The 23,694-nt window shown below is 75.1% G+C and carries 28 protein-coding genes; 7 read left to right on the forward strand and 21 right to left on the reverse strand.

What is annotated here, in order from left to right; genetic code table 11:
* Positions 1–46: 46 nt before the first annotated feature.
* The 5 genes from JQN70_RS08505 to JQN70_RS08525 form a co-directional block, all read right to left on the reverse strand.
* Complete coding sequence (locus JQN70_RS08505) at positions 47–1,513, reverse strand: hypothetical protein (RefSeq protein WP_204130887.1); 1,467 nt, start codon at positions 1,511–1,513, stop codon at positions 47–49.
* Entirely contained in the window at positions 1,506–2,417 is a 912-nt protein-coding gene (locus JQN70_RS08510; RefSeq protein WP_204130888.1) for a tyrosine recombinase XerC, read from the reverse strand. Before JQN70_RS08510 ends, JQN70_RS08505 begins: the two co-directional genes overlap by 8 nt.
* Before the next feature lie 145 nt (positions 2,418–2,562).
* Positions 2,563–3,702: a DNA-processing protein DprA gene (gene dprA / locus JQN70_RS08515; RefSeq protein ID WP_307835875.1), complete on the reverse strand. Its 1,140-nt coding sequence runs from the start codon at positions 3,700–3,702 to the stop codon at positions 2,563–2,565.
* Entirely contained in the window at positions 3,699–5,246 is a 1,548-nt protein-coding gene (locus JQN70_RS08520) for a YifB family Mg chelatase-like AAA ATPase (protein ID WP_204130890.1), read from the reverse strand. Before JQN70_RS08520 ends, dprA begins: the two co-directional genes overlap by 4 nt.
* On the reverse strand, positions 5,243–5,629 hold the full coding sequence (locus tag JQN70_RS08525) for a YraN family protein (protein WP_204130891.1): 387 nt from the start codon (positions 5,627–5,629) through the stop codon (positions 5,243–5,245). The genes JQN70_RS08520 and JQN70_RS08525 overlap by 4 nt, the downstream gene beginning before the upstream one ends.
* Positions 5,630–5,832: 203 nt before the next feature.
* Between JQN70_RS08525 and JQN70_RS08530 the strand changes: the two genes are divergently transcribed.
* Positions 5,833–7,215, forward strand: coding sequence for an NAD-dependent succinate-semialdehyde dehydrogenase (locus tag JQN70_RS08530; RefSeq protein WP_204130892.1), 1,383 nt, complete (start codon positions 5,833–5,835; stop codon positions 7,213–7,215).
* 32 nt (positions 7,216–7,247) lie between these two features.
* On the opposite strand, the gene JQN70_RS08535 is transcribed toward JQN70_RS08530, so the two are convergent.
* Genes JQN70_RS08535 through rplS form a run of 5 tightly spaced genes read right to left on the reverse strand, consistent with a single transcriptional unit; the run spans position 7,248 to position 9,883 of the window.
* Positions 7,248–7,562 (reverse strand): DUF2469 domain-containing protein, encoded by a 315-nt coding sequence (locus JQN70_RS08535; RefSeq protein ID WP_030527975.1) that lies wholly within the window; start codon positions 7,560–7,562, stop codon positions 7,248–7,250.
* Positions 7,559–8,314 (reverse strand): ribonuclease HII, encoded by a 756-nt coding sequence (rnhB, locus tag JQN70_RS08540; protein WP_307835876.1) that lies wholly within the window; start codon positions 8,312–8,314, stop codon positions 7,559–7,561. Before rnhB ends, JQN70_RS08535 begins: the two co-directional genes overlap by 4 nt.
* Positions 8,311–9,087, reverse strand: coding sequence for a signal peptidase I (gene lepB, locus JQN70_RS08545; protein WP_434063746.1), 777 nt, complete (start codon positions 9,085–9,087; stop codon positions 8,311–8,313). The genes rnhB and lepB overlap by 4 nt, the downstream gene beginning before the upstream one ends.
* Positions 9,084–9,467, reverse strand: a complete 384-nt coding sequence (locus JQN70_RS08550; RefSeq protein ID WP_204130893.1) for a S24/S26 family peptidase — start codon at positions 9,465–9,467, stop codon at positions 9,084–9,086. The genes lepB and JQN70_RS08550 overlap by 4 nt, the downstream gene beginning before the upstream one ends.
* Before the next feature lie 56 nt (positions 9,468–9,523).
* Positions 9,524–9,883 (reverse strand): 50S ribosomal protein L19, encoded by a 360-nt coding sequence (rplS, locus tag JQN70_RS08555; protein ID WP_204130894.1) that lies wholly within the window; start codon positions 9,881–9,883, stop codon positions 9,524–9,526.
* Positions 9,884–10,103: 220 nt separating this feature from the next.
* Between rplS and JQN70_RS08560 the strand changes: the two genes are divergently transcribed.
* Complete coding sequence (locus tag JQN70_RS08560) at positions 10,104–10,862, forward strand: ABC transporter permease (RefSeq protein ID WP_204130895.1); 759 nt, start codon at positions 10,104–10,106, stop codon at positions 10,860–10,862.
* A gap of 3 nt (positions 10,863–10,865) precedes the next feature.
* On the opposite strand, the gene trmD is transcribed toward JQN70_RS08560, so the two are convergent.
* The 5 genes from trmD to JQN70_RS08585 form a co-directional block, all read right to left on the reverse strand.
* Positions 10,866–12,080, reverse strand: coding sequence for a tRNA (guanosine(37)-N1)-methyltransferase TrmD (trmD, locus tag JQN70_RS08565; protein ID WP_204130896.1), 1,215 nt, complete (start codon positions 12,078–12,080; stop codon positions 10,866–10,868).
* A 2-nt stretch (positions 12,081–12,082) separates the two neighbouring features.
* Complete coding sequence (rimM, locus tag JQN70_RS08570) at positions 12,083–12,619, reverse strand: ribosome maturation factor RimM (protein ID WP_204130897.1); 537 nt, start codon at positions 12,617–12,619, stop codon at positions 12,083–12,085.
* 76 nt (positions 12,620–12,695) lie between these two features.
* Positions 12,696–12,938, reverse strand: a complete 243-nt coding sequence (locus tag JQN70_RS08575; RefSeq protein ID WP_166118929.1) for an RNA-binding protein — start codon at positions 12,936–12,938, stop codon at positions 12,696–12,698.
* 2 nt (positions 12,939–12,940) lie between these two features.
* The gene (rpsP, locus tag JQN70_RS08580; RefSeq protein ID WP_204130898.1) at positions 12,941–13,483 is read right to left on the reverse strand and encodes a 30S ribosomal protein S16; all 543 of its coding nucleotides are present in this window, start codon (positions 13,481–13,483) and stop codon (positions 12,941–12,943) included.
* Positions 13,484–13,653: 170 nt separating this feature from the next.
* Positions 13,654–14,088: a MarR family winged helix-turn-helix transcriptional regulator gene (locus tag JQN70_RS08585; protein WP_239111248.1), complete on the reverse strand. Its 435-nt coding sequence runs from the start codon at positions 14,086–14,088 to the stop codon at positions 13,654–13,656.
* A gap of 74 nt (positions 14,089–14,162) precedes the next feature.
* On the opposite strand from JQN70_RS08585, the gene JQN70_RS08590 reads away from it, so the two are divergent.
* Both JQN70_RS08590 and JQN70_RS08595 read left to right on the forward strand, forming a co-directional pair.
* Complete coding sequence (locus JQN70_RS08590) at positions 14,163–14,867, forward strand: maleylpyruvate isomerase family mycothiol-dependent enzyme (protein ID WP_307835877.1); 705 nt, start codon at positions 14,163–14,165, stop codon at positions 14,865–14,867.
* Between the two features lies 1 nt (position 14,868).
* Entirely contained in the window at positions 14,869–15,309 is a 441-nt protein-coding gene (locus JQN70_RS08595; protein ID WP_204130899.1) for an SRPBCC family protein, read from the forward strand.
* A gap of 20 nt (positions 15,310–15,329) precedes the next feature.
* On the opposite strand, the gene JQN70_RS08600 is transcribed toward JQN70_RS08595, so the two are convergent.
* Positions 15,330–15,791: an RrF2 family transcriptional regulator gene (locus JQN70_RS08600; protein ID WP_204130900.1), complete on the reverse strand. Its 462-nt coding sequence runs from the start codon at positions 15,789–15,791 to the stop codon at positions 15,330–15,332.
* A 120-nt stretch (positions 15,792–15,911) separates the two neighbouring features.
* Between JQN70_RS08600 and JQN70_RS08605 the strand changes: the two genes are divergently transcribed.
* Positions 15,912–16,835 carry a sulfite exporter TauE/SafE family protein gene (locus JQN70_RS08605; protein WP_204130901.1) on the forward strand — a complete coding sequence of 308 codons (924 nt, stop codon included), beginning with the start codon at positions 15,912–15,914 and terminating at the stop codon, positions 16,833–16,835.
* A 20-nt stretch (positions 16,836–16,855) separates the two neighbouring features.
* Here JQN70_RS08605 and JQN70_RS08610 read toward each other — a convergent pair whose 3' ends face one another.
* Positions 16,856–17,947 (reverse strand): amidohydrolase family protein, encoded by a 1,092-nt coding sequence (locus tag JQN70_RS08610; protein WP_204130902.1) that lies wholly within the window; start codon positions 17,945–17,947, stop codon positions 16,856–16,858.
* Positions 17,948–18,040: 93 nt separating this feature from the next.
* Here JQN70_RS08610 and JQN70_RS08615 point away from each other — a divergent pair, with 93 nt between their 5' ends.
* Together JQN70_RS08615 and JQN70_RS08620 are read left to right on the forward strand one after the other, a co-directional pair.
* Positions 18,041–18,619, forward strand: coding sequence for an ArsR/SmtB family transcription factor (locus tag JQN70_RS08615; protein WP_204130903.1), 579 nt, complete (start codon positions 18,041–18,043; stop codon positions 18,617–18,619).
* Complete coding sequence (locus tag JQN70_RS08620; protein WP_204130904.1) at positions 18,612–19,898, forward strand: MFS transporter; 1,287 nt, start codon at positions 18,612–18,614, stop codon at positions 19,896–19,898. The genes JQN70_RS08615 and JQN70_RS08620 overlap by 8 nt, the downstream gene beginning before the upstream one ends.
* Positions 19,899–19,934: 36 nt before the next feature.
* On the opposite strand, the gene JQN70_RS08625 is transcribed toward JQN70_RS08620, so the two are convergent.
* The 4 genes from JQN70_RS08625 to ffh form a co-directional block, all read right to left on the reverse strand.
* A complete protein-coding gene (locus tag JQN70_RS08625) occupies positions 19,935–20,525 on the reverse strand; it encodes a hypothetical protein (RefSeq protein WP_204130905.1) in 591 nt (196 codons plus the stop codon).
* A 49-nt stretch (positions 20,526–20,574) separates the two neighbouring features.
* Positions 20,575–21,147, reverse strand: coding sequence for a hypothetical protein (locus JQN70_RS08630; protein WP_204130906.1), 573 nt, complete (start codon positions 21,145–21,147; stop codon positions 20,575–20,577).
* 101 nt (positions 21,148–21,248) lie between these two features.
* Positions 21,249–22,082 carry an alpha/beta fold hydrolase gene (locus JQN70_RS08635; protein ID WP_204130907.1) on the reverse strand — a complete coding sequence of 278 codons (834 nt, stop codon included), beginning with the start codon at positions 22,080–22,082 and terminating at the stop codon, positions 21,249–21,251.
* On the reverse strand, positions 22,079–23,680 hold the full coding sequence (gene ffh, locus JQN70_RS08640; RefSeq protein ID WP_204130908.1) for a signal recognition particle protein: 1,602 nt from the start codon (positions 23,678–23,680) through the stop codon (positions 22,079–22,081). Before ffh ends, JQN70_RS08635 begins: the two co-directional genes overlap by 4 nt.
* Positions 23,681–23,694 lie beyond the last annotated feature (14 nt).

The following is a 23,694-nucleotide window of genomic DNA, read 5'->3' on the forward strand; positions in this document are numbered from 1 at the left end:
CACCGGGACCGAGGGCGCGCTCCTCCGGCCGGGCCCGCGCTCCGGGTCAGCCGAGCAGCGGGCCGCCGCCGTGCGGGGAGTGGAGCAGGACGGCCGCCGCGTGCTGCGCGGTGGTCGTGTCGGCCGAGGCCGTCGCGTGCGGCCGCAGGACCCACCACGCCGCCGCCACGACGACGAGCAGGACGATGGCCGCGACGAGCGCGCGACGACGGCGGGCGGTGCGGGCGCGCTCGGCCCGGCGGGCCGCCGCGCGGGTCTCGGCGCGGCTCAGGGGCGCGTCGTGGCCCTGGGCCCGCTCGGGGCGCTCGGGCACGTCGGCCTGCTGGGCCCCGTCGCCCTGCTCGGCCTCGGCGGCGAGCAGGGCCGCGGCGAAGGTCTCGGCAGGAGTACCCGAGACGTGGGGTGCGGGGTCTTCGGCGGGGGCCGGCGCGGCGGAGCGACCCGTTCGGCGCGAGGACCGGCCGCTGCCGCGGCCGGAGGCCCGGTGTCGGTCTCCGCGGCGGGGCGCGGGGTCCTCGGCCGGCGGCTCCGGCGCGGCCGGGGCGGCCGGGGTCGCGAGCGTGTCCGCGTCCGGCTCGGGGTCCATCTCCGCCGCGGCGGTGTCGGCCTCGTCGTCCTCGGCCAGCTCGCCCTCGTCCCACCACGACCGTCGGTGCGGCGCCTCGGGGGCAGGCCGGTTCTCGGTGTCGTCCACGGGGGTCGTCGCCTCGTGGTCCGTGGCCGCGGTGGCCTCGTCGACGGTCACCGGCCAGGCCTCGAAGACGGGCTCGTCGTCCACCGGCTCGCCGTCGGCCACCGGCTCGGCGGGCCAGGCGCGGAACCCGGGGTCGTCCTCCGCCTCGACCTCGGCGACGGTGTCGACGGTCCAGGACGGGTCGTCGGCGAGCACCGAGGACGCGGCAGGACGCGCCGCCTCCGGCTCGTCGTCGTCGGCGGTCGGCGCATCGGTCGCGAGCGCGTCGTCCCACCAGGAGGACCCGCTCGGCGCCTCGTCGGCCGGCGACTCGTCCTCGACTACGACCTCGGCAGACACGTCGTCGGCGAGCGCCACCTCGTCGACCGGCGACTCGTCCTCGACCACGACCTCGGCAGACACGTCGTCGGCGAGCGCCACCTCGTCGTGCGGCGCCTCGTCCTCGACCACGACCTCGGCAAGGACCTCGTCGGCGGGCACCGGCTCGAGGTTGTAGGGCCGGGGGTCCGGCGCCGGCGCGCTGTGCGCCTCGGTGGGCGCGGCCGACGGCTGGGCGTTGATGAGGTCCGCGAGGCTCGGGTGCGCCGGCGAGGGCGCCACCGGAGCGACGACCTCCTCCGGCGCCTGGTGCCGGCGACGGCCGAGGAGGCGTCCGCGGCCGCGCGCTCGAGGCTCGGGGGTGTCGTCCTCGAGCTCGGCCGGGACGTGCAGCTCGGCCGGCCCCTTGGGCTCGACGTAGAGCCGACGGACCTCGGAGATCCACTCGGAGTAGCGCGCGTCCGCGGCCGGGTCGCCGCCGCCGTCGTGGGGGTCAGGCACGGGGGTGGGCCTGGGCGAAGGACCGCTTGAGGCGGTCGACGGAGACGTGGGTGTAGATCTGGGTCGTCGCGAGCGACGCGTGGCCGAGCAGCTCCTGGACCATGCGCAGGTCGGCTCCCCCCTCGAGGAGGTGCGTGGCGGCGCTGTGCCGCAACCCGTGCGGGCCGAGGTCGGGGGCGTCGGGGACGTGCGCGAGCAGCCGGTGGACGGCCTCGCGCACCTGGCGGGGGTCGACCCGCCGGCCGCGGCGGCCGAGCAGCAGGGCCGGGCCGCTGCCGGCCGTGGCGAGGGCCGGACGCCCGCGGGCCAGCCACTCGAGGACGGCCTCGCGCGCCGGGACGCCGAAAGGAACGCGCCGCTCCTTGTCGCCCTTGCCGACGACGCGCAGCACGCGCTGGTCGAGGTCGACGTCGTCGACGTCGAGCCCGGCGAGCTCACCGACGCGGATGCCGGTGCCGTAGAGAAGCTCGAGAGCCGCGCGGTCGCGCAGGTGGACGGGGTCGTCGTCGTCCGCGGCGAGTGCGGCGACGTCGAGGAGCGAGGCGGCCGAGCGCTGCGCGAGGACCGGCGGCAGGGTGCGCCGGCGCTTCGGGGCGGCGAGCCGCAGCGACGGGTCGTGCTCGACCCGGCCGGTGCGCTCGCACCACCGGAAGAAGGTGCGGAGGGAGGCCGAGGTCCGGGCCACCGTGGAGCGGGCCGCGCCGCCGCGCGCCACCGCGCCCAGCCACCCGCGCAGGTCGGCGAGGGTGACGGCCCGCAGTGCCGCGTCGTCGTCGGCCCCGACCTCGTCGAGGAACGCGCCCACGTCGCGCGTGTAGGCACGCACGGTGTTCTCGGAGCGGCCGCGCTCGGAACGCAGGTGGCGTTCGAAGGCGGACAGCACCTCATGGCGGACGACGGTCACCACGACACCGTCGCACCGCGCCGTGCGGGACGCAACGAGAACCGCCGCAGGAATGGCCGTTCGTCCATGTCGGTGCCGACGGTGTTCCCGCAGGTCGGGGCAGCCGCCGGCCGACCCCGCAGGCCGGCTCGGCGTCGGCGCCGGGTCAGGTCGCCGGCCCGCCCCGGCCGAGGGCGCCCACGGGGGTCTTGCGCCAGCGGCCGGCCTCGACGTCGACCAGGCCCATCGCCTCGAGGACGGCCAACGCGGTCGGGACACGGGAGGGGTCGGTGCCCGCGAGGACGGCCAGCCGCTCGGGGGTCGCCCGGCGCCGCACCGGGGCCGCGGCCCAGACCGCGTACTCGACGGGGTCGAGGGCGTCGGTGGGCAGCGGAGGGGCCGCCCGGCGGGGTCCGAGCTCGTCGCCGATCCGGGCGGCGAGCTCGGCGGCGTCGGAGGCGTCGGTGACGAGGACCGCGTCCGTCTCGCGGACCAGCTCGTGGCACCCGGCCGACGTCGCGCTCGTGACCGGCCCCGGGACGGCGCCCACCGGCAGGTGGTGGTCGCGGGCCTCCCGGGCCGTCGACAGCGACCCGGACCGCAGCCCGGCCTCGACGACGACCGTCGCCCGGCCGAGCAGGGCGATGATCCGGTTGCGCGCGAGGAAGCGGCCGCGCATCGGGTCCGACCCCGGCGGCACCTCGCTGACGACGGCACCGGCCACGGCGACGGCGTCGATGAGCCGCTCGTGGGCACGGGGGTAGGGGACGTCGACACCGCACGCGAGGACGGCCACGGTCGAGCCCTCGGCGGCGAGCGCACCCCGGTGGGCGGCGGCGTCGATGCCGAACGCGGCCCCGCTGACGACGGTCCAGCCGCGGGCGGCGAGGCCCTCGCCGATCTCGGCGGCCACGCGCAGCCCGTAGTGGGTCGCCGCCCGCGACCCGACGACGGACACCGCACGCTCCGAGAGACGCGCGAGGTCGGGGTCGCCGCGCACGAAGAGGCAGTACGGCGGGTGGCGGTGCCGGTCGAGCGCGTCGGGCCACTCCGGGTCGCCGGGGACGAGCACGCGTGCGCCGCACGCGCGGACCCGCCGGGCGATCTCCTCGAGGTCGAAGCCCTCGAGGCGCACGTAGAGCTCGGGTGAGCCGGCGCGCCGCTCGCGGACGGCGGCCAGCGCCTCGGCTCCCCCGACCGCCGCGAGCGAGCGCACGATGCGTCCGTTCCCCGGCTCGACGAGCGCGGACAGCCCGACCCGGGCCCAGCGGTCGTCGCGCTCGAGCGGGGGCACGCGGGCGCTCACGCCGCCACCACGCCCTCGGACCGCCGCAGGGTCAGGGCGGTGGCGACGTCGTCGCGCGAGGGGACGGTACGACCCCCGAGGTCGGCCGCGGACCACGCCACCCGCAGCACCCGGTCGTAGCCGCGGAGCGTGAGCCGGCCGGCGTCGAGGGCGTGGTCGACCGCGACGGTGACGGCCGCGGGCAGCCGGTATGGCGGGCGGCGCAGCACGTGGCCCGGGACGAGCCCGTTGACCGCCCAGCCACCCGCGGACCACCGGTCGGCCTGGGCGGCCCGGGCGGTGAGGACCCGGGCCGCGACCGCGGCACTCGGTTCGCCGGCCTCCTCGGCGAAGGCGGCCCGCCGCACCGGGGGCACGTGGACCCGCAGGTCGACCCGGTCGAGCAGCGGACCCGAGAGCTTGCCGAGGTAGCCGCGGACGGCCCGCGGCTCGCAGGTGCACTCGACCCCCTTGCCGAAGGCCATCCCGCACGGGCAGGGGTTGGCCGCGAGGACGAGGAGGAAGCGCGCCGGGTAGCGCACGACCTGCCGCGAGCGGCCGATGACCACCTCGCCGGACTCGAGCGGCTGGCGCAGCGCCTGGAGCACCGAGCTGCGGAACTCGGGGGCCTCGTCGAGGAAGAGGACGCCGTGGTGGGCCTGCGACACCGAGCCGGGCAGCACCGTGGAGGATCCGCCGCCGGCGAGGGCGGCGAGCGAGGTGGAGTGGTGCGGGGCGACGAAGGGCGGCGTGCGCTCGAGCACGGCGACCTCGCCGACCGGGGCGACGAGCGAGCGGACCGCGTGCACCTCGAGGGCCTCCTCGCGACTCAGCGGCGGTAGGACGGTGACGAGGCGCTCGGCGAGCATCGTCTTCCCGACCCCGGGCGGCCCGGTCATGAGGACGTGGTGCGCCCCGGTGGCCGCGAGCTCGAGGGCGGCCCGGGCCTCCGGCTGCCCGACGACGTCGGCGAGGTCGACCCCCGGGACCGTCGGCCCGACCCGCCCCGGCTGCCGCGGCGCCACCGGCAGCGCCACCCCCTCCGCGGCCTCCCGGTACCAGCGGACGACCTCGGCGAGCGAGGTGGCCCCGTGCACCGTGACTCCGGGGACGAGCTGGGCCTCGGCGACGTTCTCGCCGGGCACGACGACGTGCCGCACCCCACGGCGGGCGGCCTCGAGGACCGCCGGGAGCACGCCGCGCACTCCGCGGAGCCGACCGTCGAGCGCCAGCTCGCCGAGGTGGACGACGTCCTGCACCTCGTCGCGGCCGAGGACCCCGGCCGCGGCGAGCACGGCCACGGCGATGCCGAGGTCGAACCCCGACCCCCGCTTGGGGATGGAGGCCGGCGAGAGGTTGACCGTGACCCGGTGCGGAGGCACGGGGACCTCGCAGCTCGCGGCCGCCGAGCGCACCCGGTCGGGGGCCTGGCCGCAGGCGGTGTCGGGGAGCCCGCCGACGGTGAAGCACGGCAGCCCCTGCCCGATGTGCGCCTCGACGTCGACGAGCGTGCCCACGAGGCCGGTGAGGGCGACCGCGCGGGTGCGCCCGAGCCCGAACGTCACGACCCGACCCCGACGACGTGCCGGACCTCCGGCGGGGCGCCGCGACGACAGAGGACGCCGACGACGTCGATGCGCAGGCCGCCCGGGTGCCCGCCACGGTCGCGGACGTAGGCGGCGGCGAGCCGGCGCAGCCGCATCGCCTTGGCGACCGTGACCGCCTCGACGGGCTCGCCGAAGCCGGTGCCCGAGCGCGTCTTCACCTCGCAGACGACGAGGCAGCCGGCGTCGAGGGCGACGATGTCGACCTCACCGTGCTCGCACCGCCAGTTGCGCTCGAGCACCTGCATCCCCCGCTCGCGCAGGTAGCGCGCCGCGAGGTCCTCGCCGTAGCGGCCGAGGCCGGCGCGCGGGCCGGGCGGCCGGCCTCCCGTCGTCGTGTCCATGCCCCGAGCCAACCGGCCGGACCCCTCCCGGCGGCACCCCCGCGAGGGCATCTGTGGACGACGGCCCGCGAGGCCCCGCCTGTGGACGACGGGGGGCCGACCACCGCCCGAACCCCCCGACCGGGTCGTCCCGCCGCGCGGGCGACCGTGCGAGAGTCGACGGACCAGCCCCGACCGCACGCCGACCCCGAGGAGCCCCCAGGATGAGCGCCTACCGCGTCGTCGACCCCGCGACGAACGAGCAGGTCGCCGAGTACCCCACGGCGACCGATGCCGAGGTCGAGGCCGTCCTCGCCCGGGCCCACGCGGCCCACCGCACCTGGCGCGCCACCCTCCTCGCCGAGCGGGCCGCCGTCGTCCGCCGCGCCGGCGAGCTCTTCGCCGAGCGGCGCGAGACCCTCGCCGCCGCCGTCACCCGCGAGATGGGCAAGCGCACCCGCGAGGCCCTCGGCGAGCTCGGGCTCGTCGCCGACATCTGCGCCTACTACGCCGAGGACGGCCCGGCGATGCTCGCCGACGAGGTGTTCACCCCGCGCCACGGCGGACGCGCGACCCTGCGCCACGAGCCGATCGGGGTGCTCCTCGGGGTGATGCCGTGGAACTTCCCCCACTACCAGGCCGTCCGGCTCGCCGCCCCCAACCTCCTCGCCGGCAACACCGTGCTCGTCAAGCCCGCGCCCCAGTGCCCCGGATCGGCCCTCGCGGCGGCCGAGGTCTGGCGCGACGCCGGCCTCCCCGAGGGCGCGTACGAGGTCCTCCTCGCCACCGACGACCAGGTCGCCGCCGCCGTCGCCGACCCCCGGGTCGCCGGCGTCTCGGTCACCGGCAGCGAGCGGGCCGGCTCGGCCGTCGCGGCCGAGGCCGGGCGCCACCTCAAGAAGGTCGTCCTCGAGCTCGGCGGCTCCGACCCGTTCATCGTCCTCGACGACGCCGACCTCGAGCGCACCGTCAAGCACGCCGTCAACGCCCGGATGCAGAACTGCGGGCAGGCCTGCAACGCCGGCAAGCGCTTCCTCGTCGTCGACGCCGTCCACGACGCCTTCCTCGAGCGGTTCGCCGCGGCGCTGGCCGCCCTCTCCCCCGGCGACCCCGCGGACCCCGCGACCACCCTCGCCCCGCTCTCGTCCGAGGCCGCCGCCGAGCGCCTCGTCGAGCAGGTGCGCGACGCCCTCGACCACGGTGCCACGGCCGTCGTCGGCGGCGCCGAGCGACCCGACCGACCCGGGGCCTGGGTCACCCCGACCGTGCTCACCGGGGTCACGGAGGGGATGCGCGCCTTCGACGAGGAGCTCTTCGGACCGGTCGCCGTCGTGCACCGGGTCGCCGACGCCGACGAGGCGGTGGCCGTCGCGAACGCCTCGCCGTTCGGGCTCGGTGGCGCCGTCTTCGGCAGCGACCCCGACGCCACCGCCGACGTCGCCGCCCGGCTCGAGACCGGGATGGTGTGGGTCAACGCGATGCAGGGATCGATGGCCGACCTGCCGTTCGGCGGGACGAAGCGCTCGGGCACCGGCCGCGAGCTCGGGACGCTCGGCATCCGCGAGTTCGTCAACACCAAGCTCGTCCACGAGCCCGGCGCCCGCTGAGCCGGGACGCTCGCCGGCACACCCTCAGCGGGTCAGAACTCGCCCTTCGGCAGCTCGAGCTCGGACTTGGCGAGCTCCTCGACGTTGACGTCCTTGAACGTCACGACCCGGACGGTCTTGGCGAACCGCGCCGGCCGGTAGATGTCCCAGACCCAGGCGTCGTGCATCGTCACGTCGAAGAACACCTCGCCGCCGTCGCTGCGGACCTTCACGTCGACCGAGTTGCAGAGGTAGAACCGGCGCTCGGTCTCGACGACGTGGCTGAAGAGGCCGACGACGTCGCGGTACTCGCGGTACAGCGCGAGCTCGGCCTCGGACTCGTACTTCTCGAGGTCCTCCGAGCTCATCGCTCCCCCACGCTCGTCAGGTCGGTCACGGTCGTCTCGGCGGTCTCGGGCACCGGCCCATCATCGTCCATCGTGCCGGGCAGCCGCCACGAGCGCCGGTGCCACACCGACGGTCCGCGGACGCGCAGGGCGTCCATGTGCTCGGGTGCCGCGTATCCCTTGTTGCCGACCCAGTCGTAGACGGCGTGCTCCTCGTGGCCGCCGAGCTCGACCATGATGCGGTCACGGGTCACCTTCGCGAGCACCGACGCCGCCGCGACCGACGAGCACTTGAGGTCGGCCTTGATCATCGTGGTCACCGGCGGGGTCGTCACGGCCGACTCGTGCGCGAAGGCGAGCAGACCGACGTCCTCGGGCGCGGTGAGCCAGTCGTGGTTGCCGTCGAGGATGACGAGGTCGGGCCGGACCCCGCACGCCGCGAGGGCCCGCGTCCCCGCGAGCCGGAGCGCGGCGATGATGCCGATGTCGTCGATCTCGGCGGCGCTGGCGTGGCCGACGGCGTGGCAGAGGGCCCAGCGCTCGATGCGCGGCACCATCGCCTCGCGGGCGTGCGGCTGGAGCAGCTTGGAGTCGCGGACCCCTTGCGGCGCGCTGCGACAGGTCTCGTCGATGAGGACGACCCCGACCGTCACCGGCCCGGCGAGCGCACCGCGACCGACCTCGTCCATCCCCGCGAGCACCCGGTGGCCGTCGCGCTGGAGGGCGCGCTCGACCCGCAGGGTCGGGCGCTTCGAGCGGGGCGCCGGGCTCACTTCGCCGGCGGGCGCGCGGGCACGCCCGAGAAAGTGTCGGGGTGGTCCGAGAGCCACCCGAAGCGGGAGAACGGCCAGACGACCGCCACGGCCCGTCCGGTGATCCGCGCGATCGGGACCGACCCGTCGCTGCCGTCGCCGGCGTCGTCGTGGAAGCGCGAGTCCTCGCTGTCGGAGCGGTGGTCGCCCATGACCCACACCCGGCCGGTCGGCACGGTGATGTCGAACGTCACCGAGCTCGCCTGGTCGCCGGGCTTGAGGTACGGCTCGGTGAGCGGGGTGCCGTTGACGCTGAGGCGGCGCTGGGCGTCGCAGCAGACGACGTGGTCGCCGGGCAGGCCGACGACCCGCTTGATGAGGTGGTCCTCGGACTCGCTCGGGAGCAGGCCGACGAAGACGAGCGCCTCGTGGACGGCGCCGGAGACCCCGGTGCGCGGGGTCGGGGGCACCTCGCCGAGCCAGCCGCCCGGGTCCTCGAAGACGACGACGTCGCCGCGCTTGAGGTCGAACGGGCCTGGGGTCAGCTTCGAGACGACGACCCGGTCGCCGACGAGGAGGGTGTCCTCCATCGACCCCGAGGGGATGAAGAAGGCCTGCAGGAGCCAGGTCTTGACGACGAAGGAGAGCACCATCGCCATGACGAGGACGAGGGCGATCTCCTTGACCGCGCCGACGAGCAGGCTCCCCGCCGACCGCCCGGGCCGCGGGCCCTCCACCGCGGGCTCCTCGGTGCCCTCCGGCTCGCTGCCGTGGGTGCGCTCGGGGGCGCTCACGGCGCGACCGGGGCGCTGGACGTGCTCACCGGGCCGAGCCGGTCGAGCGGCCAGAACCGCCAGACGACCGTGCCGACGACGTGCGCGCCGGTGCCGACGAGGTCGGTGGAGGGGGTGAGGCGCAGGGCGCCGTCGTCGTCGACGAGCGCGACGTCACCCGCCTCGGCCCGGCGGTCGGTCTTGAGGACGAGCACGCGGTCTCCTGGCTCGAAGGTCGGCGCGTTCGCGGCCGACGGGACGTGGTACGACTCGACGAGCAACCCCCGCACGAGTGCTGCCGTGATGACCCCCACGGCGAGGACGACGAGCGGCCCGGGACGCCGCGACCCGGTGGCCGCCACGGGGGCGGGCACCGGGTCGGTGGCGGGTCGGGCACTCACTCCGTCGAGGGTAGTCCCCCGTGCCGGACGGGGCGCCCGGGTGGCCGGCAGGCCTCTCAGGCGTTCGCCGGGGTGTCGCGCTTCTCGCGGATCTTGGCGGCCTTGCCGCGCAGGTCGCGCAGGTAGTAGAGCTTGGCGCGGCGGACGTCGCCGCGGGTGACGACCTCGATCTTGTCGACGATCGGGGTGTGGAGCGGGAAAGTGCGCTCGACGCCGACGCCGAAGGAGACCTTGCGGACCGTGAAGGTCTCGCCGATGCCCCCACCGTGGCGGCGGATGACGACGCCCTGGAAGACCTGGATGCGCGAGCGCGTGCCCTCGACGACCTTGACGTGGACCTTGACGGTGTCGCCGGCGCGGAAGGCCGGGATGTCGCTCTTGAGCGACGCGCGGTCGATCTCGTCGAAACGCTGCATGGTGGTTCCATTTCTCGCGGGCTGCCACAGGTCATCCGCGGTTCTCGGGTGCTGCACGGGGTTCGTCGCGTCCCTCCGGGCCTCATGCCGTGGTCGGACCGGGGTCCGGGGCACTCCCCCTGTGGCGGGGGCCGTTCGTCGGGTGGACGCAGCGCCCCAGTCTGCCAGAGGGGCGCGGCCCGGCGAAATCGACCGGGCGCCCCGGCCCTAGGCTGCGCCCGTGACGATCGACCCCGGGCTGCCCGTCGCCCTCGCGGTGGTGCTGCTGCTCGGCGTCACGGTCGCGATGTACCTCCTCGGGAGGTTGCCCCGCCCCGCCTCCCCCGTGCTCTCGATGGCCCGCGCGATCGGCCAGCTCGGCCTCGCCGCGCTCGTCATCACCACCGTCGTGCGCTCGCTCGCGCTCTCGGTGCTCCTGCTCTGCGTGATGTTCACGATCGCGGTCGTCACCACCGTCCGCCGCGTCGAGGCGCCCGCCGCCTGGCCGTGGGCGACCCTGGCGATGCTCGCCGGCCTGCTGCCGGTCGTCCTCGTCGTGCTGGCGACCCGCACGGTGCCGCCGACCGGGCTGGCCCTCGTGCCGGTCGTCGGCATCATCGCCGGCAACACGATGAACGGGCACACCCTGACCTGCCGGCGCGCGTTCGCGGCGCTGCGCGAGGAGCACGGCCAGTACGAGGCGGCGCTCTCGCTCGGGCTGACCCGGTCCCAGGCGGTCGCCGAGGTCGTGCACCGGCGGGTGCCCGAGGCCCTGGTCCCGGGCCTGGACCAGGTGCGCACGGCCGGCGTCGTCACCCTTCCGGGCGCCTTCATCGGGGTGCTGCTCGGCGGCGGCACGCCGGCCCAGGCCGCGGCCGCGCAGGTGCTCGTCCTCGTCGGCATCATGGCCGCGCAGACGACGACGGCCGTCGTGGCCGAGCGCCTCATCGGCCGGGCCCTGCTGCTGCCCGACGACCTCCGTGCCTCCCTGCGGCCCTGAGGGTCAGCGACGGGGCTTCGTGAGGTCGACGGTGCCGGGGAAGGCACCCTCGCCCGGCACCAGCCGGTAGCCGGCCCGCCTGTACCGGCGGATGTTCGCTTCACTGACCCGGCCGGTGTTGATCCACAACGTCGAGACCGACTGCGGCGCACCGGCTTCCCCCAGCTCCAGCAGCGCACGGCCGAGGCCCCGCCCCTGGAGGTCGGCGGCCACCATCAGCCGTCCGGTCTCCCACACCGACGCGTCGTCGGGGCGCACACGTCCGCGGACCGACCCTACGAGCCGACCCGAGCCGTCCGTGGACGGCACGCGCGCCACCCACGTGGTCCACTCCCCCAGCCCGCGCACGACGTCCTCGAGCGCCTCCTCGAGGGGTGGGATGTGCCACGAGCCGGAGATGCGCCCCTCCTGCATCCAGCAGGCTCGCTGGAGGACGAGCAGCTCGGCGGCGTCGGCGGGGACGGCGACCCGCACGTCGAGGTCGTCGAGTCCGGCGACCGTGGCCGACGCGGCCGCGAGGTCGGGGCGGCGGGCTGCGGTGCGGGCCACCCGCTGCTCGTGCCGCCACGCGGCGATGGCGGCGTGGTCGCCGGAGAGCAGCACGGGCGGCACCTCGCGCACGGTGCCGGAGTCGTCCCACGACGCCGGGCGGGTGTAGACGGGGTACTCGAGCAGGCCGCCCTCGTGCGACTCCTCGACCAGCGACTCGGCGTTGCCGACGACGCCGGGCAGCAGCCGCCCGACGGCCTCCACCATCGCGAGCACCGCGACCTCACCGCCGTTGAGCACGTAGTCGCCGAGCGAGACGACGGTGAGCGGCATCCGCTCGGCGGCGTGGTCGTAGACCCGTTCGTCGAGGCCCTCGTAGCGGCCGCACGCGAAGGCCAGCCACGGCTCGGCGGCCAGCGCGTGGGCCATCGCCTGGGTGAACGGCACCCCGCCCGGGCCGGGGACGAGCAGGTGCGGCACCGGGGCATCGTCGGTGGTCCCGTCCTGCACCACGTGGTCGAGGGCGGCGGCCCAGGGTTCGGGCTTCATGACCATCCCGGCCCCGCCGCCGAACGGGCTGTCGTCGACCGTGCGGTGCCGGTCGGTCGTGAAGTCGCGCAGGTCGTGGACGTGGAGGTCGAGCAGGCCGTCGCGGCGGGCCTTGCCGATGAGCGAGAGGTCGAGCGGCGCGAGGTACCCGGGGAAGATCGAGACGACGTCGAGGCGCATGCTCAGGCCTCGAGGTCGAAGAGACCGTCCGGGGCGTCGACGACCACGCGGCCGCCGGCGACGTCGACCTCCGGCACGAGCGCGGCGACGAACGGCACCTCGCCCTCCCGGCCGTCGTCGAGCCGGACGGCGAGCCGGTCCTGGGCGGACCCGAGCACCAGCCGCACGACCTCGCCGACCCGGCGACCGGACGGGTCGTGCACGGCGAGCCCGACGAGGTCGTCCTCGGCGTAGGTCTCGCCGTCGTCCTCGGCGACGGGCGGGGCGTCGGCGTCGAGGACGAGCCGGGTGCCGCGCAGCCCCTCGGCGCCCGTGCGGTCGGGGACCTCCTCGAAGCCGACGAGCCAGATGCCGCGGTGCACGCGGGTCGAGCGGACGGTGAGGGTGCGGGGCACGCCGGAGCCCGACGTGGCCTCGGTGTCGAGGACCGCCCCCACCGCCAGCCGGCGCTCCGGCTCGTCGGTGTGCAGCTGCACGGTCACCTCGCCGCGCAGGCCGTGCGGCTTGCCGATGCGGGCGACGACGGTGGACTCGCTCACGCGGACATCCTCTCGGAGAACGGCCGACGGCGGGGCACCCCGTGAGTGGGGGCCCCGCCGTCGGATGCGGTGCGGGTCAGCGGACCCGGTCGGTGTCGACGATGTCGATGCGGACCTGGCGACCACCGGCGAGGGCACCCATGACGGTGCGCAGCGCGCTGGCCGTGCGGCCCGAGCGGCCGATGACGCGACCGAGGTCGTCGGGGTGCACGCGCACCTCGAGGATCTCGCCGCGCCGCAGCTCCTTGCGACGGACCTGGACCTCGTCCTTGTGGTCGACGATGCCGGTGACGAGGTGCTCGAGAGCCTCCTCGAGCACGGTCAGGCCTTGTCGGCGTCGGCGTCGACGGACTCCGCAGCAGCCTCACCGGAGTCGGTGTCGGCGGCGACGGGCGCCTCGTCGGCGGCGGCGTCGGCCGCGGGGGCCTCCTCGGCCGGGGCCTCGGCGACCTCGGGCTCGGCCTTCTTGGCGGCGGCCTTCTTGCGCGGCGTCGTGGCGGCGGAGCCGTCCTCGGCGGTCTTGCCGGCGGCGGCGACGGCGGCCTCGTAGAGCTCCTTCTTGCTCTTCTTCGGCTCGGCGACCTTGAGGGTGCCCTCGGCACCCGGCTCGCCCGTGAACTTCTGCCAGTCGCCGGTGATCTTCAGGAGGGCGGCGACGGCCTCGGTCGGCTGCGCGCCGTTGCCGAGCCAGTACTGGGCCCGCTCGCTGTCGATCTGGATGACCGAGGGCTCCTCGGTGGGGTGGTACTTGCCGATCTCCTCGATCGCCCGGCCGTCCCGCTTGGTGCGGGAGTCCATGACGACGACGCGGTAGAACGGAGCGCGGATCTTGCCCATGCGCTTGAGGCGGATCTTGACGGCCACGGTGGTGGTCTCCTGTGCATTGTGAGCGCGGCGAGACCGCGCACGGATCGCGCGGGGAGCCGACATCTCGGTGTGTAGGCGTCCGGTCCGGTGCTCCGCGGGGAGCGGGCCCGGACGGGTACAGCGCTCGATTCTGCCAGAGGGGCCGGGCCGTGGACGAATCGCCCCGATCAGCGGTAGGGGTCGGTGACCTCGCGCAGGGCCTCGAGCGCGTCGCGCAGGCCGGCCATCCGCTCCGGCCCGAGGTGCTCGGCCCACTCCGTCTCGATGCGCTCCTCCTCGGCCCGCGCGACCGGCAGGAGCGCATGGGCGTGCCCGGTGAGCCGCACGAGGCGGGCCCGCCCGTCGCCCGGGTCGCGGACCCGCTCGACGTAGCCGGCGCGCTCGAGCTTGTCGACCAGCGCGGTGGCCGTCTGCTTGGCGACCTGGGCACGGTCGGCGAGCACGCTCAGCCGGGTGCCGTCCTCGTCGATACCCATGAGCAGGCGCGCCTGGGCGATCGTGACCTCGTCGTGGCCGGCCGCGTGGATGGCCCCGAGAACGCGGGAGACGGCGGCCCGCGAGGCGATGAACATCATCAGGCTGGTCGGCAGCTCGTCGGCCATCGGCCCTCTTCATATGGTTCGCTGATAGGACTATATTGGTTCGTTAATAGGACCATTCTAGCCACGGAGGACCCGTGCGCCCGCTGACCGCGCTCGAGACCGACGCCCTGTGGGCGGGTGTCGACGACCAGCGCACGCGGACCGCCGACCTCCTCGAGGGCCTCATGCCCGCGCAGTGGGACCATCCCTCCCTGTGCGACGGATGGACGGTGCGCCACGTCGCGGCCCACCTGACCCTCCAGGAACAGGGCCTCGGTGATCTCCTGGGCTTCGTCGGCCGGCACCCGCGGATGTGGCGCCACCCCGGCCTCAACGGGACCATCCGCTCGTCGGCTGACGTCGTCGCCGCCGTCACCACCGACGACGAGATCGTCCGGCGCATCCGGGCGGGGGTCGGCCGCCACCGGCACAACGCCTTCGTCACGCCGCTCGAGACGCTGACCGACGCGCTCGTCCACGGCCAGGACATCGCCGTGCCGCTCGGGCTCCCGCTCCAGATGCGTCCGGGCCCGAGCGCCCTCGCGGCGACCCGCCGCTGGGACACGCGCCGATCGTGGCTGGCGACGGTCAACCGCCGCCTGCCGCTCGACGGATACTCCTTCTGCGCCACCGACGCCGACTGGCTCCGCGGCGAGGGGCCCGAAGTCGTCGGTCCCGTCGGCGCGATCCTCCTCCTGATCACCGGCCGGCCGGCGGCCCTGGACCGGCTCGAGGGGCCCGGCGCCGTCGCACTGCGAACACGGCTGGGCCACAGGGCGACTCCCCGGCCCAGGGGATGACGTGCACATCGACCTGCGGACGACGGCGACCCCGGAGCTGGTGCGCCGTGCGTTCACGGACTTCACCGACCGGCGGCTGCGCACGTGGCACCGCACCCTCGACCCGGCCACCTACGAGCTGCGGGGCCTCGGCCCGGACTGGGCCGAGGCGCGCGAGGGCAGCCGGCACTCGCCCGTCTGGGTCGTCTGCCGCTACGACTGGTCCCACCCCGACGTCGTGAGCTGGGTCTTCACCGAGACGAGCTACGGCGGCGGCGGTGACGGCTGGGTCCGGGCCACACCCGACGCGGGCGGCGGCAGCCGTGTGCGCGCCGAGTGGACCTCGACCGACGTCCGGCGCCAGCACCTCGTCCTCCTGGCCGTGCACCGCACGCCGGTGCACCGGATGATCCAGCGGCAGTGGGCACCGACGCTCGACGAGTACGCAGCAGCCGAGGCCTGAGCGCGGCACGTCCGGGGCGGTCAGCGGCTCTGCCAGGCCTCCGGCGGCTCCGCGAGGGCGCGCACGTGCGCCGGCAGGTCGCCGGCGAGCACGTCGGCGAGGGTGGTCTCGTCGAGGATGTCGCGCAGCGCGGCGCGCGCGGCCACCCACACCGTCGCGAGGTGCTGCGCCGCTCCGTCGTAGTGCGTCTCGTGCGGGCGCTGCCCCCGCACCTCGGCGAGCGGCCCGTCGACGGTCCGCAGCACCGACCCGAGCGTGACGTCGTGCGGGTCGCGCGCGAGGAGGTAGCCCCCACGGCTCCCCCGGCGGCTCGTGACGAAGCCGGCCCGCCGGAGGTCGCCGAGGATCGCCTCGAGGAACTTGGCCGGCACGCCGGCCCGGCGGGCCAGCTCGTCGGCGGGGTGGGCGACGTCACCGTCGGCGTCCTCGGCGAGCACGAGGAGGGCGCGGACGGCGTAGTCGGCGCGGGCGGAGATGTCCACGTCCGCATCCTGCCACCGAGCCCGCCGCGACGAGTTCGCGGGAACCGCTTGCGCACCGCACCGGCCATCCCTATATTTCCTAGTTGTCCACTAGGTTTTATCTACTCGCAGGGGGTCGCCATGCGGCGTCTCGTTCTCCTCGCCCTCGTCGGTCTGGGTGCCCAGCTCGTCGACGGTTCGCTCGGCATGGCCTACGGCGTCACGTCGACGACACTGCTGCTCGCCATCGGCACCAACCCCGCGGCCGCCTCGGCCACGGTGCACCTCGCCGAGATCGGCACCACGCTGGCCTCCGGGGCCTCGCACTGGAAGTTCGGCAACGTCGACTGGAAGGTCGTGCTCCGCATCGGCATCCCGGGAGCGGTCGGCGCCTTCGCCGGGGCCACCTTCCTCTCGAGCCTCGACACCTCGGTCGCCGCTCCGCTGATGTCGCTCATCCTCCTCGCGCTCGGCGCCTACGTCCTCGTCCGCTTCACCGTCAAGGGCCTGCGCCGCGACCGCCTCGGCCACCCGCTGCGCAGCACCTTCCTCGCCCCGCTCGGGCTCGTCGCCGGCTTCGTCGACTCCACCGGCGGTGGCGGCTGGGGCCCGGTCGGCACGCCGGCCATCCTCGCGAGCGGGCGCCTCGAGCCCCGCAAGGTCGTCGGCTCGATCGACACGAGCGAGTTCCTCGTCTCGGTCGCCGCGAGCCTGGGCTTCCTCCTCGCCCTCGGGTCGGAGGACATCGACTTCGCGTGGGTGGGCGCCCTGCTCGTCGGCGGGCTCATCGCGGCACCCATCGCCGCGTGGCTGGTCCGGCACGTCCCGCCGCGGGTCCTCGGCTCGGCCGTCGGCGGCATCATCGTCCTGACGAACACCCGGACGATCCTCAAGAGCGACTGGGTCGACGCCTCCGAGGGCACCCGCTGGGTCGTCTACGGCGTCCTCTACGCGGTGTGGGCCGCGGCCGTCGCGTGGTCGGTGCGCGCGCACCGGGCCGAGCAGGCCGCGCTCGACACCGAGATCGCCGAGCTCGAGGAGTCCGGCGCCGGCAAGCCCGCCTGACCCGGCAGCAGGGCCGGGGCTCAGGAACCGGGGACGACGGACCCGCGGAGCACGACGGCAGCGGGGTGCGAGAGCGCCCGCACGTCGACCCGCGGGTCCGTCGTGTACACGACGAGGTCGGCCGGCGCGCCCTCGGTGAGCGCCGGGCGGCCGAGCCAGGCCCGGGCCCCCCACGTCGCGGCGTCGAGGGCCTCGACGGGTGAGAAGCCGCAGCGGGTGAGCCGCTCGACCTCCTGCCCGACGAGGCCGTGCGGCAGCGACCCCCCGGCGTCGGTGCCGACGTAGACCGGGATGCCGGCGTCGCGCGCCGCGGCGACGGTCTCGTAGCGGCGCGCGTGCAGGTCGAGCATGTGCCGGTGGTACTCGGGGAACTTCTGGCGGGCCGGCTCGGCGATCTGCGGGAAGGTGTCGATGTTGACGAGCGTCGGCACGATGGCGATGCCCTGCCGGGCGAAGGCCTCGATGCTCTCGGGCACCAGGCCGGTCGCGTGCTCGATGCAGTCGGTGCCGGCGGCGGCGAAGTCGTGGAGGCTCTGCTCGCCGAAGCAGTGGGCGGTCACCCGTGCCCCCTCCTCGTGCGCCGCGGTGACGGCCTGCGCCAGCACCTCGGCGGGCCAGCACGGCGTGAGGTCGCCGGCGTCGCGGTCGATCCAGTCGCCGACCAGCTTGACCCATCCGTCCCCGGCGCGGGCCTCGAGCCGGACCCGCTCGACGAGGCCCTCCGGCTCGACCTCCCACGCGAAGTTCCGGATGTAGCGCCGGGTGCGGGCGATGTGCCGGCCGGCCCGGATGATGCGCGGCAGGTCGCCACGGTCGTCGACCCACCGGGTGTCGCTGGGCGACCCGGCGTCGCGGATGAGCAGGGTGCCGGCGTCGCGGTCGGTGCGCGCCTGCTCCTCCGCGGTGGCGGCGTCGGTGGCGCCGGTGGCGACCAGCCCGACGTGGCAGTGGGCGTCGACGAGGCCGGGCAGCACCCAGCCGTCGAGCGTGGTGACGTCGTGGTCACCGACCGGCCGGGTGAAGGTCACCGTGCCGTCCAGCACCCAGGCCTCGGGCACCTCCTCGTCGCGGCCGACGAGGACGGGACCCGTGAGGTGCAGCACCGACGCCATGGCCCGACCCTAGCGAGGTGCGTCCGACGCCTCCGCCGTTGACGTGAGAGAACTCTCTCGATACGGTCCTCTCAGATCAGGAAGGAGGCCGCGATGGCCAACCCGTACGGCGACCTCGAGCTCGACGCCCGGGGCATGCGCGCCCTCGCCCACCCAGTGCGCGTGCGCCTCCTCGGCGAGCTCCAGCGGCACGGACCGTCCACCGCCACCCGCCTCTCCCCGCTCGTCGGGGCCACGCCCTCGGTGACCAGCTGGCACCTGCGCCACCTCGCCGAGCACGGGATGGTGCGCGACGCCCCGGCGCAGGGGTCCGGTCGCGAGCGGTGGTGGGAGGCGGTGAGCCGCGGCTACCGGCTGACCACCGAGGGGCCGGGCGCGCTCGAGGCCGGGCGGGCGCTGGCGGGCATCATCGAGGAGGTCGAGGGCGACGTCGTCGGCGACTGGCACCGCGACGTCGAGCCGACCCTCCCCCGCGAGTGGCTCGAGGTCGCCGGGCGCTCCAGCACCCGTGTGCTCGTCACCCGCGAGGAGCTGCTCGCGCTCGACGCGGCGTGGGAGCAGCTCGTCGCCCCGTACGTCCTGCGCAAGGACGACCCCTCCTCGGCGCCCGAGGGCGCCCGGCTCGTCCACGTGCTCCAGCACCTGCTGCCCGGGGCGCCGCTCGATGGCTGAGCCGGTCCTCGCCGATCCCCCGGCGCGCGCCCTGTGGCGCGGGCGGCGGTTCGCGACGGCCTGGGGCGCCCAGACCGTCTCCGAGCTCGGAGACCGCGTGTCCGAGCTCGCCCTGCCCCTCGTCGCCGTCACCGTCCTCGACGAGAGCGCGTCCCGGGTCGCGCTGCTCACCGCCGTCGTCTGGCTGCCCAACCTGCTCGCCCTGCTCGTCGGCACCTGGGTCGACCGCCGGCCGCGGCCCCGCATGCTGCTCGTCAACGCCGACCTCGCCCGGGCCGTCGTCGTGCTCACCGTGCCGCTCGCCGCCGTGCTCGGCGGCCTGACCTTCGCGCACCTGCTCGCCGTCGCGCTGCTCCTCGGGGCGTGGTCGACCCTCTTCCGGTCCGCGTGGCAGCCCTTCTTCGTCGCCCTCGTGCCGCGCGAGCGCTACGTCGAGGCCAACGGCCTGTTCAGCGCGACCCGGTCGGGGTCGTTCATCGCCGGCCCCGCCCTCGGCGGCGGGCTCGTCCAGCTGCTCACCGCGCCGTACGCGCTCGTCGTCGACGGCCTCTCGTTCCTCGCCTCGGCCTCGCTGCTGCGGGCGGCCGACGTCCCCGACCGCACCCCGGCGCCGGACGACGGGTCCTCGCTGCGGCGCCGGCTCGCCGACGGGATGCGGCACGTGTGGCGCGACCCGTTCCTCGCCCCGCTGCTGCGCTGCGTGTCGTGGATCAACCTCTTCACCTTCGTCGTCCAGGCCCTGCTCGTCGTCTTCGCGAGCCGCGAGCTCGGGCTGTCGGCGGGCACCATCGGCCTCGCCCTCGGCATCGGAGCGGCCGGCGGCCTGCTCGGCGCGGTCGTCGCGGGCCGGTTCGCGCGTCGGGTCGGCATCGGGCGGACGGCGGTGGTCGGCGCACTGCTCTTCACCCTCCCGACGGTCGCCCTGCCGTTCGCGCACGGGCCGGAGCTGGCGAAGGTCGCGGTGCTCACCGCCGTCGAGGCGGTCACCGGGTTCGGGGTGATGCTCTTCGACGTCAACGTCAACGCGGTGATGGTCGCCTCGATCCCCGACGCCGTCCGGGCCCGGGTGCAGGGCGCGTTCACGACCGTCAACTACGGGGTGCGGCCCCTCGGTGCGGCGCTCGGCGGCCTGCTGGCCGGCCTCGTGGGGACGGGGCCGGCCCTCGCGCTCGGCGGCGGGCTCGCCGCCCTGGCGGTGCTGTGGCTCGTCGGCAGCCCGGTCCTCGCCGTCCACGGCCTCGAGGACGTCCCGGACCCGGACGCCGCCGAATGCGAATGATCGACCCCCGGACGCGGCGTCCAGTCTTCGTCGCAGCTACGCCGCGTCCGGTCGAGAGGCCGCGGCCCGGGCCAGATACCGCTCGGGGTCCTCTCGACAGTGCTGGGAGACCAGGAGGCGGGAGGGCCCGACCCAGCTCAGCCAGGGGCCGTCTACGGGCAGGACCGCGACGGACAGGGGCCGGCCGGGGTCCCCGCCCGATGGCTCACCGGCCAGGCGCTGCTCGACCCCGGTCCCCCGGGGCAGGATCTCATCACGGAACCGGGTGCGCCAGGACGTCGTCCAGGCGCCCACCCGGGCGGAGTCGTCGTCCAGGAGGGCGGCGAACACCGGAGGGCACCTCGACCCCGGCGCCGGCCGGCCGGGCCGGTCCAGCAACCGCGGGTCCGCGGCGTCGAGCCCCACCAGCCAGGTCCACCACGCCGACCACACGGGAGCGAGCTCGGCGCCACCGAGGGCTTCGTCCCTCGCGAGGCCCAGGGCCGGAGGCGGGTCGGTGACCTCGAGACCCCAGTGGTCACGCACGTACAGGGCGCGCAGGAGGTGGACGGGCATCTCCATGGCGTACGCCCCGGTACTGCCCGCGCGCGGACGGAACCGGCGGCGCAGGGCCTCGCGAGCTGTCATGGGTCACCTCACCAAGGGCGCCGGTGCCCGCCCTGGCCGGCGGGTCGTATCAGTTGATGTACTCACCGTCGGTGGGCTGGAGCAGTGTGCACGACGCCCCCCAGAACAACGTGACCGTGCCCCCCAGCGTCGCGTAGAGGTACCCGGAACCGGTCGTCCGCTCGCCGCTGGTGTGGCTGTAGGACGTGGAGGCCATGAATCCGCTGTCACTGAAGCCCCCCGGGCCACGTGCACCCGAGTACCCCACGGCCAGGTTACGCGAGACCACGATTCCCTTGCTGGATGAGAAGCCGTAGCGGAACCTCGCCGTCGACGACGTCCAGTTCGGGTCCTCGATGTAGATGAAGGATGAGCCGCAGTTGCCGTAGACGGTGTTCTGCGGCGTGACGTCGCCGGACGTGCGGCCGGCAGCGGGGCAATAGGCATGGTCGACTGCGTACTTGCGCACCTGTCCGCGAAGGGCGCCGCAATCGAGGTACATCGGCGCCTCGACGACGCCCACACCGACCGGGGTGGCGGCGTCAGGGGTCGCCGCAGCGGCGGAGGGAACCACTATCGCCAGCAGCAAGGTGGTCGCACCCAGCGCGGCGCGAATGACATGAAGAACGTGGACACCGCTCATGAGTACTCCTCGGCCCCGCCGTGTGTCTGCTCGGGATCGTAGGCCGGTCGACGAACGGAGGCAAGAGTCGGTCCCCACCCCTGACGAGCGTGCACTCCCCGTCAGGATGCTCGACGAGGGGACGCCGCCACGACGCGGCGCAGGGTCTCGACGACGACGGCCGGCTGGTCGGTGTGCACCCAGTGCGCCGCGCCCCTGACCGTGACCAGCCGGGTGCGCGGGAACAGGGCCCGCATGTCGGCGACGTCGGCGTCGCGCACGTACTCGGACTCGCCGCCGACCAGCCAGACCACCGGCCCCTCCCACGGGTCGGCCTGCAGCGCAGGGAAGTCCGCGATGTCGGAGTCAGCGCCCCGCTCGGCGTCGGCCGCGATGAGCGCGAGGTTGGCCTGCCACGACCACTCGGTCCCGGAGCGCCGCAGGTTCTGCAGCAGGAAGGCCTTGACGCCGGGGTCGGGCTCGGCGAAGCGGGCCTCGGCGTCGGCCCGGCTCGTCAGGTCGGCCAGCGGCAGGGCGAGCATCTCGTCGATGTAGCCCCGGAAGCGGTCGAGGTCGCCGTAGTCCTTCGGGGCGATGTCGACGACGACGAGGCTCGCGACGAGCTCGGGGTGGGCGAGCGTGAGGACCATCGACACCTTGCCGCCGAGGCTGTGGCCGACGACGACCCACCGCTCCCCCGGTGCGACCGCCGCGAGCGTGTCGGCGACCGCCGAGGCGTAGGCCTCGTAGGAGAAGGCCTCCGACCACGGCGAGCGGCCGTGGTCGGGCAGGTCGACGAGCAGGCAGCGCGCGCCGGTGCCGTCCGGTCCGGCGAGGGCCTTGGCGACCTGGGTCCAGTTGCGGCCCTGCCCGAACAGGCCGTGCAGGAAGGCGACCCGCGGCCCGTCCGTGCCGACCGACAGGGTGTTGAGCCCGCCCGGGGCGCTCGCGGTCACTTCCCGAGGAACTTCTCGAAGCCCTTCGGCAGCTGGGACGGGTCGAAGTCCGCGGGGTCGGCGCCCGGCGCCGAGCCGAAGCTCGACCCGCCCGCCGGCCGCTCGGACGCCCGCTGCGCCGCGGCCCGCTCCTCGGCGGCCCGCTTCGCCGGGTTGCCCGACTTCGACTTCTTGCGCTGCGGCGCCTGCTGGCGCCCGCGCTTGCCCGGCCCCGCACCCATCCCCGGCATCCCGGGCATCCCGGGCATCCCGCCCTTGGCCATCTGCTTCATCATCTTCTGCGCCTCGCCGAAGCGCTCGAGGAGCTGGTTGACCTCGGAGGTCGAGGCCCCCGAGCCCTTGGCGATGCGGGCGCGGCGTGAGCCGTTGATCTGCTTGGGGTGGTTGCGCTCGAACGGGGTCATCGAGCGGACCATCGCCTCGACGCGGTCGAACTCGCGCTCGTCGAAGGCGTCGAGCTGGGCCTTCATCTGGCCCATCCCCGGCATCATCCCGAGGACCGACTTCAGCGAGCCCATCTTCTTGATGGCCGCCATCTGCTGGAGGAAGTCGTCGAAGGTGAAGTCCTCGGCCGCGAGGAACTTGCGCTCCATCTCGGCGGCCTGCGCACGGTCGAATGCCTTCTCGGCCTGCTCGATGAGGGTGAGCACGTCGCCCATGTCGAGGATGCGCGAGGCCATCCGGTCGGGGTGGAAGACCTCGAAGTCCTTCACGCCCTCGCCCGTGGAGGCGAACATGATCGGCCGGCCGGTGACCTCGGCGACCGAGAGCGCCGCACCACCGCGGGCGTCGCCGTCGAGCTTGGAGAGGACGACGCCGGTGAAGTCGACGCCCTCGAGGAAGGCCTCGGCCGTCTCGACGGCGGCCTGGCCGATCATCGCGTCGATGACGAAGAGGACCTCGTCGGGCGTGATGGCCGCGCGGATGTCGGCGGCCTGCTGCATGAGGTTCTCGTCGACGGCGAGCCGGCCGGCGGTGTCGACGATGACGACGTCGTGCTGCTTGGCCCGGGCCTCGGCGATGCCGTTGCGCGACACGGCGACCGGGTCGCCGTGCGAGCGCGTGCCCTCGATGTCGGCGCCGACCGCGTCGTGGCCGGCGATGTTGCCGCGCTCGGGGGCGAAGACCGGCACGCCGGCCCGCTGGCCGACGACCTCGAGCTGGGTGACCGCGTTCGGGCGCTGGAGGTCGGCCGCGACGAGCATCGGGGTGTGGCCCTGCTCCTTGAGCCAGAAGGCCAGCTTGCCGGCGAGGGTCGTCTTGCCCGAGCCCTGGAGGCCGGCGAGCATGATGACGGTCGGCGGCTGCTTGGCGAACCGCAGCCCCCGGGTCTCCCCGCCGAGGATGGTGACGAGCTCGTCGTTGACGATCTTGACGACCTGCTGCGCGGGGTTGAGCGCCTCGCTGACCTCCGCCCCGAGGGCCCGCTCGCGGACGTTGTGGGTGAACGTCTTGACGACGGGCAGCGCGACGTCGGCGTCGAGCAGCGCCAGCCGGATGTCGCGGACCGTCTTGTTGACGTCGGACTCGCTGAGGCGGCCCTTGGTCCGCAGGTTGCGGAAGGTCTCGGTCAGCCGGTCGGACAGGGAGTTGAACACCGGGACAGCCTAAC

Origin of the sequence: Phycicoccus sonneratiae, from assembly GCF_016887965.1 — a bacterium.
GTDB classification, from domain to species: domain Bacteria; phylum Actinomycetota; class Actinomycetes; order Actinomycetales; family Dermatophilaceae; genus Phycicoccus; species Phycicoccus sonneratiae.